This window comes from Staphylococcus gallinarum, assembly GCF_000875895.1.
GTDB lineage: Bacteria > Bacillota > Bacilli > Staphylococcales > Staphylococcaceae > Staphylococcus > Staphylococcus gallinarum.
The window spans coordinates 1-15,945 of record NZ_JXCF01000019.1 but is presented as its reverse complement, the minus strand read 5'-3'; the positions used below and the strand labels follow the sequence as shown (position 1 = coordinate 15,945).

Annotated in this window: 16 protein-coding genes and 2 tRNA genes; all 18 read left to right on the top strand. The window is 32.0% G+C overall.

The window, feature by feature from the left end; translation table 11 throughout:
- Nucleotides 1–256 precede the first annotated feature (256 nt).
- On the top strand, nucleotides 257–1,327 hold the full coding sequence (locus SH09_RS10070; protein WP_042739518.1) for a D-alanine--D-alanine ligase: 1,071 nt from the start codon (nucleotides 257–259) through the stop codon (nucleotides 1,325–1,327).
- Nucleotides 1,328–1,339: 12 nt separating this feature from the next.
- Nucleotides 1,340–2,698: a UDP-N-acetylmuramoyl-tripeptide--D-alanyl-D-alanine ligase gene (locus SH09_RS10065; RefSeq protein ID WP_042739517.1), complete on the top strand. Its 1,359-nt coding sequence runs from the start codon at nucleotides 1,340–1,342 to the stop codon at nucleotides 2,696–2,698.
- A 429-nt stretch (nucleotides 2,699–3,127) separates the two neighbouring features.
- Nucleotides 3,128–4,627, top strand: a complete 1,500-nt coding sequence (gene cshA, locus SH09_RS10060) for a degradosome RNA helicase CshA (protein ID WP_042739516.1) — start codon at nucleotides 3,128–3,130, stop codon at nucleotides 4,625–4,627.
- Between the two features lie 214 nt (nucleotides 4,628–4,841).
- Nucleotides 4,842–5,321 (top strand): PH domain-containing protein, encoded by a 480-nt coding sequence (locus SH09_RS10055; protein WP_042739515.1) that lies wholly within the window; start codon nucleotides 4,842–4,844, stop codon nucleotides 5,319–5,321.
- Nucleotides 5,314–6,819: a PH domain-containing protein gene (locus SH09_RS10050; RefSeq protein ID WP_042739514.1), complete on the top strand. Its 1,506-nt coding sequence runs from the start codon at nucleotides 5,314–5,316 to the stop codon at nucleotides 6,817–6,819. Before SH09_RS10055 ends, SH09_RS10050 begins: the two co-directional genes overlap by 8 nt.
- Nucleotides 6,806–7,297 (top strand): PH domain-containing protein, encoded by a 492-nt coding sequence (locus SH09_RS10045; RefSeq protein WP_042739513.1) that lies wholly within the window; start codon nucleotides 6,806–6,808, stop codon nucleotides 7,295–7,297. Before SH09_RS10050 ends, SH09_RS10045 begins: the two co-directional genes overlap by 14 nt.
- Nucleotides 7,298–7,318: 21 nt before the next feature.
- Entirely contained in the window at nucleotides 7,319–7,672 is a 354-nt protein-coding gene (gene acpS / locus SH09_RS10040; protein ID WP_042739512.1) for a holo-ACP synthase, read from the top strand.
- 102 nt (nucleotides 7,673–7,774) lie between these two features.
- Nucleotides 7,775–8,923 carry an alanine racemase gene (alr, locus tag SH09_RS10035; protein ID WP_042739511.1) on the top strand — a complete coding sequence of 383 codons (1,149 nt, stop codon included), beginning with the start codon at nucleotides 7,775–7,777 and terminating at the stop codon, nucleotides 8,921–8,923.
- An 88-nt stretch (nucleotides 8,924–9,011) separates the two neighbouring features.
- On the top strand, nucleotides 9,012–9,185 hold the full coding sequence (gene mazE / locus SH09_RS10030; RefSeq protein ID WP_042739510.1) for a type II toxin-antitoxin system antitoxin MazE: 174 nt from the start codon (nucleotides 9,012–9,014) through the stop codon (nucleotides 9,183–9,185).
- Nucleotides 9,182–9,544 (top strand): type II toxin-antitoxin system PemK/MazF family toxin, encoded by a 363-nt coding sequence (locus SH09_RS10025; RefSeq protein WP_042739509.1) that lies wholly within the window; start codon nucleotides 9,182–9,184, stop codon nucleotides 9,542–9,544. The genes mazE and SH09_RS10025 overlap by 4 nt, the downstream gene beginning before the upstream one ends.
- A gap of 374 nt (nucleotides 9,545–9,918) precedes the next feature.
- A complete protein-coding gene (locus SH09_RS10020; protein ID WP_042739508.1) occupies nucleotides 9,919–10,920 on the top strand; it encodes a SpoIIE family protein phosphatase in 1,002 nt (333 codons plus the stop codon).
- A gap of 78 nt (nucleotides 10,921–10,998) precedes the next feature.
- On the top strand, nucleotides 10,999–11,325 hold the full coding sequence (locus tag SH09_RS10015) for an anti-sigma factor antagonist (protein WP_042739507.1): 327 nt from the start codon (nucleotides 10,999–11,001) through the stop codon (nucleotides 11,323–11,325).
- A gap of 1 nt (nucleotide 11,326) precedes the next feature.
- Nucleotides 11,327–11,809 carry an anti-sigma B factor RsbW gene (gene rsbW / locus SH09_RS10010; RefSeq protein WP_042739506.1) on the top strand — a complete coding sequence of 161 codons (483 nt, stop codon included), beginning with the start codon at nucleotides 11,327–11,329 and terminating at the stop codon, nucleotides 11,807–11,809.
- On the top strand, nucleotides 11,784–12,554 hold the full coding sequence (gene sigB, locus SH09_RS10005) for an RNA polymerase sigma factor SigB (RefSeq protein ID WP_042739505.1): 771 nt from the start codon (nucleotides 11,784–11,786) through the stop codon (nucleotides 12,552–12,554). The genes rsbW and sigB overlap by 26 nt, the downstream gene beginning before the upstream one ends.
- A gap of 157 nt (nucleotides 12,555–12,711) precedes the next feature.
- Nucleotides 12,712–14,862: a Tex family protein gene (locus tag SH09_RS10000; protein WP_042739504.1), complete on the top strand. Its 2,151-nt coding sequence runs from the start codon at nucleotides 12,712–12,714 to the stop codon at nucleotides 14,860–14,862.
- Entirely contained in the window at nucleotides 14,855–15,301 is a 447-nt protein-coding gene (locus SH09_RS09995; protein WP_042739503.1) for a SprT family protein, read from the top strand. Before SH09_RS10000 ends, SH09_RS09995 begins: the two co-directional genes overlap by 8 nt.
- 318 nt (nucleotides 15,302–15,619) lie before the next feature.
- Nucleotides 15,620–15,702 (top strand) — tRNA-Leu (locus SH09_RS09990).
- Between the two features lie 39 nt (nucleotides 15,703–15,741).
- Nucleotides 15,742–15,815: transfer RNA gene (locus tag SH09_RS09985), tRNA-Gly, on the top strand.
- Nucleotides 15,816–15,945 lie beyond the last annotated feature (130 nt).

Below are 15,945 nucleotides of genomic sequence, written 5' to 3'. Positions count from 1 at the left end.
AAGCTAAATTTCTCTATCTATGTATCATATGTCGATTTTACCGAATTTTAAAATATTTTGCTAGAAGTAGGGGTCTCAAAATATAATTATTATAGATTTAAGCCACATAAAACGGTAAAATATGGTGAGCAATACATTTAATGAAGTTCTATTTAATAAAATGAAAAATAATCTATTGTTATACCACTTAACAAATGCAAAAGACTATTAAGTCGTGATATGATGTAGTTTAAGAATTGTATATGGAGGCAAAATTATGGCTAAGGAAAATGTGTGTATCGTATACGGAGGGAAAAGTGCAGAACATGATGTTTCAATTTTGACAGCACAAAATGTCTTGAACGCAATTGATAAAGAGCAGTATCAAGTAGACATTATATACATCACTAATGATGGTGACTGGAAAAAGAAAGAAAACATTGTAGATTCAATTACTGACATAGACACTTTACGTTTATCTGATATATCTGCAGGCGAAATTTCTCAATTATTAGGTGTTGGAAGTTCTGGAGAAAAATATAGCGCAGTATTTCCATTATTACATGGACCAAATGGAGAAGATGGAACGATACAAGGTTTATTTGAAGTATTAGACCTACCATATGTAGGAAATGGTGTACTTGCAGCGTCTAGTTCAATGGATAAGCTCGTAATGAAGCAGTTATTCGAACATAGAGGCTTACCACAATTACCGTATGTGAGCTTTTTAAGAAGTGAATATAATAAGTATCAACACAATATTTTAAAACTTGTGCATGATAAATTAGAATTCCCAGTGTTTGTTAAACCAGCAAACCTAGGATCAAGTGTAGGTATCAGTAAATGTAATAATGAAGCTGAATTAAAGCAAGGTATTGAAGAAGCCTTCCAATTTGACCGTAAATTGGTGATTGAACAAGGTATCGAAGCTAGAGAAATCGAAGTAGCAGTATTAGGTAATGACTACCCTGAAACAACATGGCCAGGTGAAGTAATTAAAGATGTAGCATTTTACGATTATAAAGCGAAATATAAAGATGGTAAGATCAAACTAGATATTCCTGCAGATTTAGATGAAGAAGTTCAAATGACATTGAGAAACATGGCAGTTGAAGCCTTTAAAGCAACTGACTGTTCTGGGTTATTACGTGCAGATTTCTTTGTGACAGAGGATAACCAAATCTTTATAAATGAAACGAATGCTATGCCAGGATTTACAGCATACAGTATGTACCCAAGTCTATGGGAAAATATGGGGCTGTCATATTCTGACTTAATTAAGAAATTGATAGAATTAGCTAAAGAAAAGCATGCAGACAAACAACAAAATAAATATAACATTGATTGAGGCGAATAAATCATGATTGAAGTAACTTTAGAACAAGTCCAAGATTGGATTCCTTGTGAAATTGATAATGAATACCTAGATTATACGATTCGTGGTGTTAGTATTGATTCACGTATAATCAATGAACAAAATTTATTTATTCCTTTTAAAGGTGAACATGTAGATGGTCATAAATTTGTACCGCAAGCCTTAAAGGATGGTGCAGGTGCTGCCTTTTATCAGAAGGGTGTACCATTAGACAATAATGATGTTGATGGTCCAATCATTTGGGTTGAAGATACATTAGTTGCATTACAACAGTTAGCAAAAGCGTATTTGGATTTTGTGAATCCAAAAGTTATTGCAGTAACTGGATCTAATGGTAAGACGACAACTAAAGATATGATTGAAAGTGTATTAAAACCTCAATTTAAAGTAAAAAAAACACAAGGAAATTATAATAATGAAATTGGCTTGCCATTGACGATACTGGAATTAGATATTGATACAGAAATTTCAATTTTAGAAATGGGCATGTCAGGTTTCCATGAAATTGAAAGCTTATCACTTTTAGCAACGCCAGATATTGCTATAATCACTAATATTGGTGAGTCTCACATGCAAGATTTAGGATCACGCGAAGGTATTGCGCAAGCTAAATCAGAAATAGCTTTCGGTTTAGAGTCAGGAGGACTCTTCATATATGATGGAGATGAACCTCTACTTGTTCCTCATGTGAAAACACTGACTGATTGTGAGCAAATCAGTATTGGTAAAGGTAATGACAACAAATTAACTTGCCAAATTAAAGAAGTGAAAGATAGTGGTATTACCTTTGAAATTAATGGTTCTGAAAGTTATGAGTTACCTATTTTAGGTGAACATAATATGAAAAATGCGAGCATAGCTATTGCAGTTGGTAAGCATTTGAATTTAAGTTATGATCAAATCTATAATAATTTAAAGGCAGTCCAATTAACGGGTATGAGAATGGAACAACATCATTTAACAGATGGAACATTGTTAATCAATGATGCATATAACGCTAGTCCAACAAGTATGAAAGCAGCTATTGATACGTTGTCTGGAATGGATGGTAGAAAAATTCTTGTTCTTGCAGATGTCTTAGAGTTAGGTGCAGACAGTAAATTAATGCATGAAGCGGTTGGACAATATCTAGCTGACAAAGGAATAACTGCATTGTTTACATTTGGAACAGAAGCCAATTATATTCATGATAGTGGTAAAGGCTTTGTTCAAGAAGCACAACACTTCGAAGATAAGCAAGCGTTGATTAATGAACTTAAAGCTTATAAAGAACCAGCAGATAAAATTTTAGTCAAAGGTTCAAGAGGAATGAAATTAGAAGAGGTTGTTGAAGCCTTAAAATAGTTTTAATTTAATATCAATTTAAGTCTTTCTTGCTATTTTATAATGATAAGCTAATCGACACGTATAAAGTCGGTTAGCTTTTTTGTTGTAAAAATAGTATGTGATACTTCGATAATAGGATATTCTTATTAGATTTTTAAAAAATAGAGGTAATAAAACTATTGTATGTAGCAGTTATTTGGTAAATCATCTTCAGTAACAACTTTTTTTCAAAAGATAATCTTCTTCGATAAAATATTAATCAAACGCTTACAACCTATATCTTACAACATTTTTAAAATTGTATTATTTATTTTTATGAGTTATTTACGTTCTATTATGAAATTTGGTTTATTGCGATTATACACTTGAGGTGGTACTATTAAGAAGTTGAAGAAACTTAAGTGAACATATATGTATTGAAATACAGATAAATAAAGGAGAATTATATTGCAAAATTTTAAAGAATTAGGGATCTCGGATAAGGTAGTTGAAACCCTAGAATCTATTGGGTTTACTGAGGCCACACCTATACAAAAAGATAGTATCCCTCTTGCCTTAGAAGGTAAAGACGTTCTTGGCCAAGCACAAACAGGTACAGGGAAAACTGGTGCGTTTGGTATTCCATTAATCGAAAAAGTAATGGGTAAAGAAGGCGTCCAAGCTTTAATCTTAGCTCCTACAAGAGAGTTAGCGATGCAAGTAGCCGAATCAATTAAAGAATTTAGTAAAGGACTTAACGTTCAAGTCGTTACTGTATTTGGTGGTATGCCGATCGACCGTCAAATCAAAGCACTTAAAAAAGGCCCTCAAATCGTGGTTGGTACACCAGGACGAGTGATTGACCATTTAAATCGTCGTACATTAAAAACAAACGATATTCACACATTAATCTTAGATGAAGCAGATGAAATGATGAACATGGGCTTTATCGATGATATGAAATTTATCATGGATAAGATTCCTGCTTCACAACGTCAAACAATGCTATTCTCAGCAACGATGCCTAAAGCAATTCAAACGTTAGTTCAACAATTTATGAAATCACCATCAATTGTTAAAACGATGAATAATGAAAATTCAAATCCTCAAATTGAAGAATTCTATACTATTGTAAAAGAATTAGAAAAATTTGATACATTTACGAATTTCTTAGATGTCCATCAACCAGAGCTTGCTATTGTATTCGGCCGTACGAAACGCCGTGTAGATGAATTGACAAGTGCATTGATTTCTAAAGGTTATAAAGCTGAAGGATTACATGGTGATATTACACAAGCTAAACGTTTAGAAGTACTTAAAAAATTCAAAAACGATCAATTAGACATTTTAGTTGCGACAGATGTAGCTGCAAGAGGATTAGATATTTCTGGTGTAAGTCATGTATATAACTTTGATATTCCTCAAGATACAGAAAGTTATACACATAGAATAGGACGTACTGGTCGTGCAGGTAAAGAAGGTATTGCGATTACATTTGTTAATCCAATTGAGATGGATTATATCCGTCAAATTGAACAAACAAATAAACGTCAAATGCAAGCGTTAAGACCACCACATCGTAAAGAAGTATTAAAAGCGCGTGAAAGTGATATTAAAGGTAAAGTCCAAAAATGGATGTCACGTGATAGTGAACCACGATTACAACGTATTGCTTCAGAATTAATTGAAGAATATAGTGACGTTAACTTAGTAGCTGCGTTATTACAAGAATTAGTAGAATCAAATGATGATGTAGATGTACAATTAACATTTGAAAAACCACTTTCTCGTAAAAACAGACAAAGTAAAGGTCCAAAACGTGGTAACAATAAACGCGGTAATAAATTCGATAACAAAAATCGTCGTTCAAAAGGCGGTTATAATAAGAAGAAAAACGATCGCTCAAACGACCGAAATAATAATAAAAAGTCAATGAAAGGTCGAACTTTCGCTGACCACAAGAAATAAAACGAACATGACCATATATGAACTTTAGGTTTAATCATCCCATTAATAATGGGATGATTTTTTTGTTTTTACCTTAAAAAACATGAAGTAAATTCGCTATTAATAAGCAATATTATTAAATTGTTTTAGCATTAATTTAAAAAATGATTGTTTACTAAGATGATTAAAGTTGCTATGTTATAATAAATTGAAAACAATATAAAGGAGTGTAACAATGGCAGAGTTATCTGAATTTGTACGTAGTCCTAAGCGTGCAAAAACATATTTATATATATGCGAAGGGCTCTCGTTTCTTATAGGTTTAGTTGTCATATTGGCGTTGATTTATTTATGGCAACACTTTAACTGGTGGCATTTTTTAATTTATGTGTTTATTGGTTTAATCGTTATCAGTTTTATTTATATGCTCACTATACCTTGGATAAAATATAAATACATGTTCTATAGTATTAATGAATGTTATGTACAAGTTAATCAATCATTTTATTTTAAATCAGCTAAATATGTTAAGTTAGAGCGAATTCAATTTCTGGAAATTGCGAGTAACCCACTTTTAAAGCGCTGGGGAATAGCTAAGTTGACAATAGTAACTGCTGGTCATGAAATAGTGTTTCCTTTAATGAACGTCAGCGATGCTTTGGCTTTTGAAGCGTTAGCTATGAATTATTTAGAAGGAGTGGATTCAGATGTATAAACCGCAAAAACTTCATCCCATTTCTTATTTAACAGGTGTAATACAGGCAATAAAAGAAAATATTATTTTAGTCATTATTTTCTTAATTTTTAATTTGAAAAATTTTGATTTTACGGATTTTAAGTCATACATATATCCAGGTATTGTTGCGCTTATATTTATAATTTCATTCTTATTTCGTGCGGTAAAGGTATATAACACACGATATTGGATCGAGGACGATCACTTTATATTGGATACCGGCGTGTTTACTAAGGAAAGAAAAGAATTAAATATCAGAAGAATCCAATCAATGGATACATCCCAAAGTTTGATTAATCAAATCGTAGGCGGAGTCAAAATTCAAATCAAAACGCCAAGTGACGGTATTGATTTAGAAACAGTGTCGAAGCAACAAAGTACTTTAATACAAAGTGAGTTACGACAAGCACAACAAAACTTACTGGCAAATCATCAAGAAATAGAGCAAAATGAACCGACACAACAACATGTCTCTGATTCAAAGCAACAAACATCACATCAACAATTATATAAATTATCATTTAAAGAGTTACTGTTAATGGCTCTGACAAGTGGTGCAATTGGCGTAGCATTTGCAACATTATCTCCAATCATTGGCTCACTTTCTGATAAATTACCATGGGAATGGCTAAACAGTGAATTATCTCATATAAGCCAAGCTATCTTTGTAATTGTTTTAATTATTGTTGGTATTATTTTATTGTTGAGTTACATAGTAGGAACTATAATTGTGATATTTAAAAACTTTAATTACACTGTCACGGAAAGTGATCAACAATTAAACATTTCATATGGCTTATTTAATGTTAAAAACATCACAGTACCAATTAATCGAGTGCAAGCCGTAGTAGAAAAACAATCATTTTTAAGAAAGATGTTTGGCTATACCTCTATACATTTTACGATTACAAGCGATATGGATGACTTTGATAAAGATGATGTGACATTAAATGGAAATGTGACAGTGTTACCCTTTATAAAACAACAAAAAGCATATGAAATTATTAAGCCGTTAATGCCTAATATGAAATTTCAGTCTGTTCAACAAGGGATGCCGTGGAGTGGTTATCATAGATACTTCTGGATTCAATCTCTAATTCTATTAATCAGTAGTATAATTGTGGCATATTTTTGGCAAGTATGGCCAGTTTATTTAGCACTATTTATTATTGCTATATTGGCGTTGCATAGTATTATTGTAATAAAAAAATCAGGTTATACGCTTGATGGAGATGAGTTAGTTATAAAAAATACAAAGCTATTCGGTTTTAAAACAACTTACTTTAAGCACGATAAATTATTGGGTATGGAATTAAAGCGTAATCCGTTTCTAGCAAGGAAGCAATTGATGAATTTTGTTTTTATTATTGCAAAAGCAAGCGGTAAGCAGGAGATAGGTTTGAAATATAATAAACAAGGACATGTAGAGGCATTAAAAGAATGGTACTTAAGGAGGGAAGAGCATGAATCAATATAAACATATGGCCGAAGCAAGTAAACAGGCGATTCGCTTGAACTTTGGTATATGGTTTTGTATATTTATTGTTATTTCCATTGCTCTTTTTATTGTAAATAAATGGTGGTTATCATGGGTTACAGTCAAAGTGAGTATTATTATTTTAGTGTTCATGTTAATTATATCTGTTCTATTTTTCATTTATGGTGTGGTGTTTCTACCATTGATTTACTATAAAATTTTTGAATATAAAATCGATAATGAGACAGTAACTATAAAAAAAGGGTTATGGTTTAAAAAAAGATATGCAATACCTTTATTTAGAATACAAAACGTAGATACTCATAGAGGTATGATTATGAGAAAATATAATTTAGCAACGTTAACGTTATCAACTGCAGGTGGAAATAAAGAAATTAAATTAATTGATATTCAAGAAGCAGACAAAATTAAAGCAATGATAAAGCAACAACATAACATGAATTCAGAAATACAATAAAATATTATAGGTGATGTGAAAATGATATATGGTATTGGTGTCGATTTGATTGAGATTGATAGAATCACTCAACTTTATCACCATCAGAAGAAGCTTATTGAGCGTGTATTGACTATAAATGAACAAGCAACGTTTCATAGTTTTAGTCATGAACCGAGAAAGATGGAGTTTTTAGCAGGGCGGTTTGCATGTAAAGAAGCCTTTAGTAAAGCGTTGGGTACTGGACTCGGTAAAACCATCGCTCTAAATGATATTGACTGTGTTAACGATGAATTTGGGAAACCAACCATTGCATATGACGGTTTTCATGTTCATGTTAGTATAACGCATACAGAGCATTATGCTATGAGCCAAGTGATACTCGAAAAAAAATAAAAAGTTAGTATTTTTAATTTGGATATCTCATCAAGCTTGTTATAAAATTGATTTAATATATGTAGGAAATTTTATTTTATCAAAACAGGAGGTTAATGCTTTATGTCCGATAAGTATTATAGATCAACCTATGTGAATGTTGATTTAAATGCAATTGTTTCGAATTTTCAAGTGTTTCAAAAATTACATCCAACTAAAACGGTTATCCCAGTAGTTAAAGCAAATGGCTATGGATTAGGGAGTTTACCGATTGCACGTCAACTAATGAAAAATGGTGCGGAATTTTTTGCAGTAGCTACATTAGATGAAGCAATTGAATTACGTATGCATGGTATCAATGCTAAATTACTCGTGCTTGGCGTTATTCCGACTGCGGATATTAATAAAGCATTACAACATCGAATTGCTGTAACAGTGCCTTCAAAATCATGGCTAGATGAAGTCATAACAAACCTTCCAGAAGAAAATGAAAAGGATCAATGGTTCCATGTTAAGCTTGATACAGGTATGGGCAGATTAGGTGTGAAAGACGTATCAGAATATAAGGAGATTATTGAAACGATTGATGCCCATGAACACTTAATTTTTGAAGGGGTATTTACTCATTTTGCTTGTGCAGATAAACCAGGAGACTCTATGAATCAACAACAAAATCTGTTTGAGGAAATGGTTAACCAAGCCCGTAAACCAGAATTTATTCACTCTCAAAATTCAGCAGGTGCATTAATGAAAGACACCCAATTTTGTAATGCGGTTAGAATTGGTATATCACTATATGGTTATTATCCATCTCATTATGTCAAAGATAATGTTAAAGTACATTTGAAACCGAGTGCGCAATGGATTAGTGAGGTAGTACAGCGAAAAGTATTGCAACCAGGAGAATCGGTGAGTTATGGCAGTATATATACTGCTACAGAACCTACTGAAATTGGAATTATCCCTGTAGGATATGCAGATGGTTATCCAAGGTTAATGTCTGGGGCATATGTCAATGTAAATGGTCATCAGTGTGAAGTTATTGGAAAAGTTTGCATGGATCAAATTATCATTAAAGTGCCAGCCGAAATTAAAGTAGGAGATAAGGTGATTTTAATGGATCATCATGTAGATACACCACAATCAGCTGAAGCATTGGCACGACAACAACATACAATTAATTATGAGGTGCTTTGTAACTTAAATAGAAGATTGCCACGAATATATCATGGGACTGAAGTCGTAGAAATAAATAATGAATTACTAAAATAGTATAGTCACTGTATTTAAAATTTGTTATTATATATCTAACAAGTAAACATAATATATTCTATTTTTAGTCACATGGAGGTCTTTATTCATGGTAAGTATCACGCAAAGCAGAAATCATAATAGCATAGAACAACTACTAAAAGAAGGTTATTCTCAGATGGCCGATTTAAACCTCTCCCTTGCAGCAGAAGCTTTTCCATTTGAATGTGAAGCTTGTGATTGCAATGAAATTTATATCAGCTCTAAGAATAACAATGAATGATGAGAAGAGGAGACGTCTATTTAGCTGATTTATCACCAGTTCAAGGGTCTGAACAAGGGGGAATTAGACCTGTAGTTATCATACAGAATGATACTGGAAATAAATATAGTCCTACCGTAATTGTTGCGGCAATTACAGGTAGGATAAATAAAGCTAAAATACCTACACATGTAGAAATAGAAAAAAGTAAATATAAACTTGATAAAGATTCGGTGATTTTGCTTGAGCAAATAAGAACTTTAGACAAGAAAAGGTTAAAGGAAAAGTTAACATATCTATCTGAAGAGAAGATGAAAGAAGTTAATTATGCCATTGACATTAGCTTAGGCCTACATAATGTAAGAAACCACAAGCCTTAGTTATAATAAGTTTATTAAATAAGTCAACAAAATAATGAAGTATAGACATCTAGTCTCTATAGAATGCAATAAACACTTAATTGTAAGAATAAATGTAATCTTTCAGATTGCATATTTAAATTATTGTAGATATGACTTATGAAAGGATGTCAAAGTTTAAAAGCTTTAGGTTATCCTAAAGCTTTTTTATTACTTATTTATAAATAAAATATTAAAAAAATAAACTGATATGTTTGTGATAATATATTCGGATGATTTATAATAAATAATTAAATATCGATGTATTTAAGAGTTATACATACATAATTACTTTTTAGATATGTTAAAAGGCGATGTATGCGATTTATATTTGCATTTTGAGGAGGAATTACCACGTGGAAGAATTCAAAAATCAATATAAAGCGCTAATTGATGAGAGTTTACATACAACAGATAGTACTGAATTACTAAAAAAGACGGAAGTCTTCACAAATGAAATCATAAAAAAAGATCTTTTGCCTGAAGACATCGTACAAATTCATAAAGACTATGTTAAAAAGTTGGAATTAAGTGAAACTCAAATTTTAGAAACATTCAATGTGCTTAAAGAAGTTGTTAGAGGCTTCGGATATAATTATAGAGATTATCAAAGACTCGTTGATCGATTACAATATCATGATAAAGAAATTGATTTAGCTTCAAGACTTCAACAAACCATGTTAAAGACGGATATACCTCAGTTTGATAGCATACAAATTGGGGTCATTTCAGTAGCTGCTCAAAAAGTAAGTGGCGATTATTTTAACTTGATTGATCATAAAGATGGTACGATGAGTTTTGCTGTTGCCGATGTTATCGGTAAAGGTATACCTGCAGCGCTAGCGATGAGTATGATTAAATTTGGTATGGACTCATATGGTCATTCACAATTACCAAGTGATGGTTTAAAGAGATTGAACCGTGTTGTCGAAAAAAATGTAAATCAAAATATGTTTGTGACGATGTTTTATGGCTTATATGAAGAATTAAATCATTTATTATATTGCAGTTCGGCAGGACATGAACCTGGCTACATATATCGAGCGGAAACTGAAGAATTTGAAGAAATAAGTGTGCGTGGTCGCGTGCTAGGTGTTAATCAACAAACGAGATATAAACAACAAGAAATACCTATTTATTTGGATGACCTTGTAATCATCTTTACCGATGGCGTCACCGAGGTGCGAAATGAATCAGGAGATTTTGTGGATACAGAAATTCTTTTAAATATGATTCATAAATACAAACATATGCATCCACAGGATATCGTACAGTTATTATATGAAGCGATTTTAAAAGTTCAAAAACCAGAGAAGCGAGACGATTTAACGATATTAATTATAAAAAGAGTGAATTAGTTTTTAATAGACTAGGTTAGTTTTGCGTTTAAAGGGTATAAAAATTAGGAATTAGACTATAATTAGGAGTGTAATGTTATGAATCTTAATATTGAAACAGTAACTCATGATACATATTATGAGGTAAAAGTTGGAGGAGAACTAGACGTTTATACTGTTCCAGAATTAGAAGAAGTCTTAGTGCCGATGCGACAAGAAGGAACTCATGATATACATGTAAATTTAGAAAATGTGAGTTATATGGATTCAACAGGATTAGGATTATTTGTTGGAACGCTAAAAGCGTTAAACCAACACGATAAAGAACTATATATATTAGGTGTTTCAGATCGTATAAGTCGACTTTTTGATATAACTGGTTTGAAAGATTTGATGCATGTTAATGAAGGAACGGAGGTTGAATAACGTGCAACAAAAACAAGATTATATTGAAATGCGCTTGCCAGCATCTGCAGAGTATGTCAGTTTAATTCGACTAACATTGTCTGGAGTGTTTTCAAGAGCTGGCGCATCATATGACGATATTGAAGATGCAAAAATTGCCGTAAGTGAAGCTGTAACTAATGCAGTTAAACATGCATATAAAGACAACCCAGATAACGTAGGCATGATTAACCTATGTTTTGAAATCTTTGACGACAAAATTAAAATTGTTATATCTGATCAAGGTGATAGCTTTGATTATGAAGAAACAAAAGAAAAATTGGGACCATATAAGGAAGATGAGAATATTGATTTCTTAAGAGAAGGTGGTCTGGGTCTATTTTTAATTGAATCTTTAATGGATGAAGTTACAGTCGATAAACAATCAGGTGTAACAATCAGTATGATAAAGTATATTAAAAAAGAGCAGGTGCGAAATAATGGCGAAAGAGTCGAAATCAGTTAATGATGTATCACCTGAACAAATAAACCAATGGATTAAAGAACAACAAAATAATGAACACACTGATGCGCAAGATAAATTAGTCAAGCATTATAGAAAGTTGATTGAATCATTGGCATATAAATATTCTAAAGGTCAATCTCATCACGAAGACCTTGTTCAGGTTGGTATGGTTGGATTAATAGGAGCTATCAATCGATTTGACCTGTCATTTGACAGGAAATTTGAAGCTTTTTTAGTACCGACAGTTATTGGTGAGATCAAGCGTTATTTACGTGATAAAACATGGAGTGTACATGTGCCTAGAAGAATAAAAGAAATAGGGCCGCGTATAAAAAAAGTGAGCGATGAACTAACAAATGAGTTAGAACGTTCACCTTCAATTGAAGAAATAGCAGATCGATTGGAAGTAAATGAAGAAGAAGTATTGGAAGCTATGGAAATGGGACAAAGCTATAACGCTTTAAGTGTTGACCATTCAATAGAAGCTGACAAAGATGGTTCTACTGTCACATTACTCGATATTATGGGTCAACAAGATGATAATTATGATCTAACAGAAAAACGCATGATATTAGAAAAAATACTTCCTATTCTTTCTGAACGTGAAAGACAAATCATTCAATGTACATTTATTGAAGGACTGAGTCAAAAGGAAACAGGTGAGAGAATTGGTTTGAGCCAAATGCATGTTTCTAGACTACAGCGTACAGCAATTAAAAAGTTACAAGATGCTGCAAATAAATGATAATTAAAAGAGACAGTAACCTTTATCTAGGGAATCACTGTCTCTTTTTTATGTAAAATACATCTAAAGTATTTTGGTTTATAGTTAACAAACTTAGTAGTATACAGTATGTGTTAAAATAAAGATAAGCGTAAAAATGTAACAATTGGAGGACACTATGGATAGCAACTTAATACAATCTATTAGAGAAAAATATAATTTTACAACACAACAAATTAATGCGGTGTTGTCATTATTAGAAGATAAAAATACGGTGCCTTTTATTGCACGTTACCGTAAAGAACAAACTGGCGGTTTAGATGAAGTAGAAATTAAACAAATTGATGATGAATATCAATATATGGTTAATCTTCAGAAAAGAAAAGAAGAAGTAATTAATAATATTAATGAACAAGGTTTACTTACAAACGAATTAAAGCAAGATATTTTAAAACAAACGAAATTACAACGTGTTGAAGATTTGTATAGACCTTTTAAACAAAAGAAAAAAACAAGAGCTACTGAAGCTAAAAGAAAAGGTTTAGAACCATTAGCGATTTGGTTAAAGCAACCAAAATTGACTGAATCGATTGAGAGTAAAGCACAACAATTTATAAATGAGGAAGTTAAAGATACTAGCGCAGCGATACAAGGTGCTCAAGATATTATCGCTGAGCATATATCGGATGAACCTAAATATAGAAAGAAAATCTTAAAAGATACATATATGTATGGTCAATTGGTAACTCAGAAAAAGAAAAATGCTGAAGATGAAAAAGAAATTTTTAGTATGTACTATGATTATTCAGAACCGATTAAAAAAATAGCGAATCATCGTGTGTTAGCAATTAATCGAGGAGAAAAAGAGAAAGTAATTTCCGTTAAACTAGAAATGGATATAACTGGAATTGAAAACTATATCCGTAAATATGAAGTGACAGCAGAGCATGAAGGTACAGAATTTATTGTAGATGCTGTTAAAGATAGTTTGAAGAGATTGATAATGCCTTCAATTGAAAGAGAAATTAGAGGTGATTTGACAGAGAAAGCAGAAGCGCATGCAATAGACGTCTTCAGCGAAAACTTAAGAAACTTGTTATTACAACCACCGATGAAAGGTAAGCAAATTCTTGGTGTAGATCCAGCATTTAGAACAGGTTGTAAACTTGCTGTGATTAATCCTTTCGGAACATTTATTGCTAAAGGCGTAATGTATCCTCATCCGCCAGTAAATAAAGTAGAAGCTGCAGAGAAAACATTTTTAAAATATATAAAAGACTATGATGTAGAATTAATCGCAATTGGTAATGGGACAGCTAGTCGTGAAACAGAACAGTTTGTTGCCAACATGATTCAAACACACAACTTAAATGTACAATTTATCATTGTTAATGAAGCGGGTGCATCAGTATATTCAGCATCAGAAATTGCTAGATCTGAGTTTCCTGACTTTCAGGTTGAAGAAAGAAGTGCTGTATCAATCGGTAGACGTGTGCAAGATCCATTAAGCGAATTAGTTAAAATTGATCCAAAGTCAATTGGTGTAGGTCAATATCAACATGATGTAAACCAAAAACAATTAGAAGGTGCTTTAACATTTGTAGTAGAAACAGCAGTTAACCAAGTTGGGGTTGATGTTAATACAGCTTCAAAATCATTATTACAATATGTTTCTGGATTGTCTGCTTCAATCGCACAAAATATTATAGACTATCGCGAAGAAAATGGAGCTATCAAACATAATAAAGAAATAGCTAAAGTTAAAAGATTAGGTGCTAAAACATTTGAACAAAGTATTGGTTTTTTAAGAATAGTCGATGGTCAAGAGCCACTTGATAATACATCTATACATCCAGAGAGTTATGAAGTGACTTATCAACTTTTAAATGAACTAAATTTATCAACAGATGATTTAGGAACAGATAATTTGAAAGAAGCAATAAATAAAATTGATATTGCAGAAATTGCTACTCGGCTAAACATTGGAGAACCAACATTAGAAGACATAACTAAATCACTTATTGCACCTAACAGAGATCCACGTGATGCTTATGAAACACCAATTCTAAAATCTGATGTGCTTTCTATCGAGGACTTATCCAAAAATATGAAATTAAGTGGTACAGTGAGAAATGTTGTGGACTTTGGGGCGTTTGTTGATATAGGAGTCAAACAAGATGGCTTAGTACATGTATCTAAACTATCGAAGAAATTTGTTAAAAATCCAATGGATATAGTGAGTGTTGGTGATATTGTAGAGGTATGGATATTAGATATTGATGAGAAGAAAGGAAAAGTTTCATTAACGATGATTGATCCAGTTGAATAATAAAGAATTGCAAAGGTTAACTGAAAGCATTTCTGAGAATTTGTTCAATAAAAAATTTAAGCATAAAGCCTATTTTAATAATCGATTGCGAACAACGGGCGGTCGTTATTTACTTAAGTCACATAATATAGAAGTCAATAATAAGCAATTTGAAACGTATGGTACTAAGGCAGTGATTGATATTATCAAACATGAATTATGTCATTATCATTTGCACCTTGAAGGTAAAGGTTATCAACACAGAGATAAAGATTTTAAAGAATTGAGTAGGATAACTGGCGCACCAAGATATTGTTCTGCAATTACAAATTATGAAGATCGTGTAAAGCATGTTTATCAATGTAATCATTGCGGCACAGAGTTTAAAAGGATTCGCAAAGTAAATACTCAAAAGATGGTTTGTGGCGTTTGTAGTGGAAAATTAATTGAAATATGTTAAATAACAAATAGTGTATTATAAGAACACCATTATCGGAATATCGATAATGGTGTTTTTTAGTATTATTAGGCAAGTTATTATAGATAATAGTAATAAATAGAGAAAATATTTTGAGTTAGTGTCAAATTTCAATATTTTCTTCGGTGGAAATGTTGACGATAGTTTGTATATGTTATAAGATATTAAACGTTGCGAAAATAATAAGTAACAACATTAATAAATCTTAAACATTGTTAAAGCAAATTTAAAAAGTTGTTGACAAAGCATTACAAATAGATTACAATAATATTTGTAACTTTAAGAGAACCGTTTTGCCAAGCGGTCGTGGCGGAATGGCAGACGCGCTAGGTTGAGGGCCTAGTGGGAGTAATCCCGTGGAGGTTCAAATCCTCTCGGCCGCATCAAATAACTTCTTAATAATATATTAACACTATAAATTTGCGGGTGTAGTTTAATGGCAAAACCTCAGCCTTCCAAGCTGATGTTGTGGGTTCGATTCCCATCACCCGCTCCATATATACATTAATGAACATTGAAAACTGAATTGCAATATGTCAACGTTAATTCCGAACACAACGATAATCGTTGGTTCAAAAAAACGTGTTAATGATAACACAAATTAGTATTTTATGAGCTAATCAAAC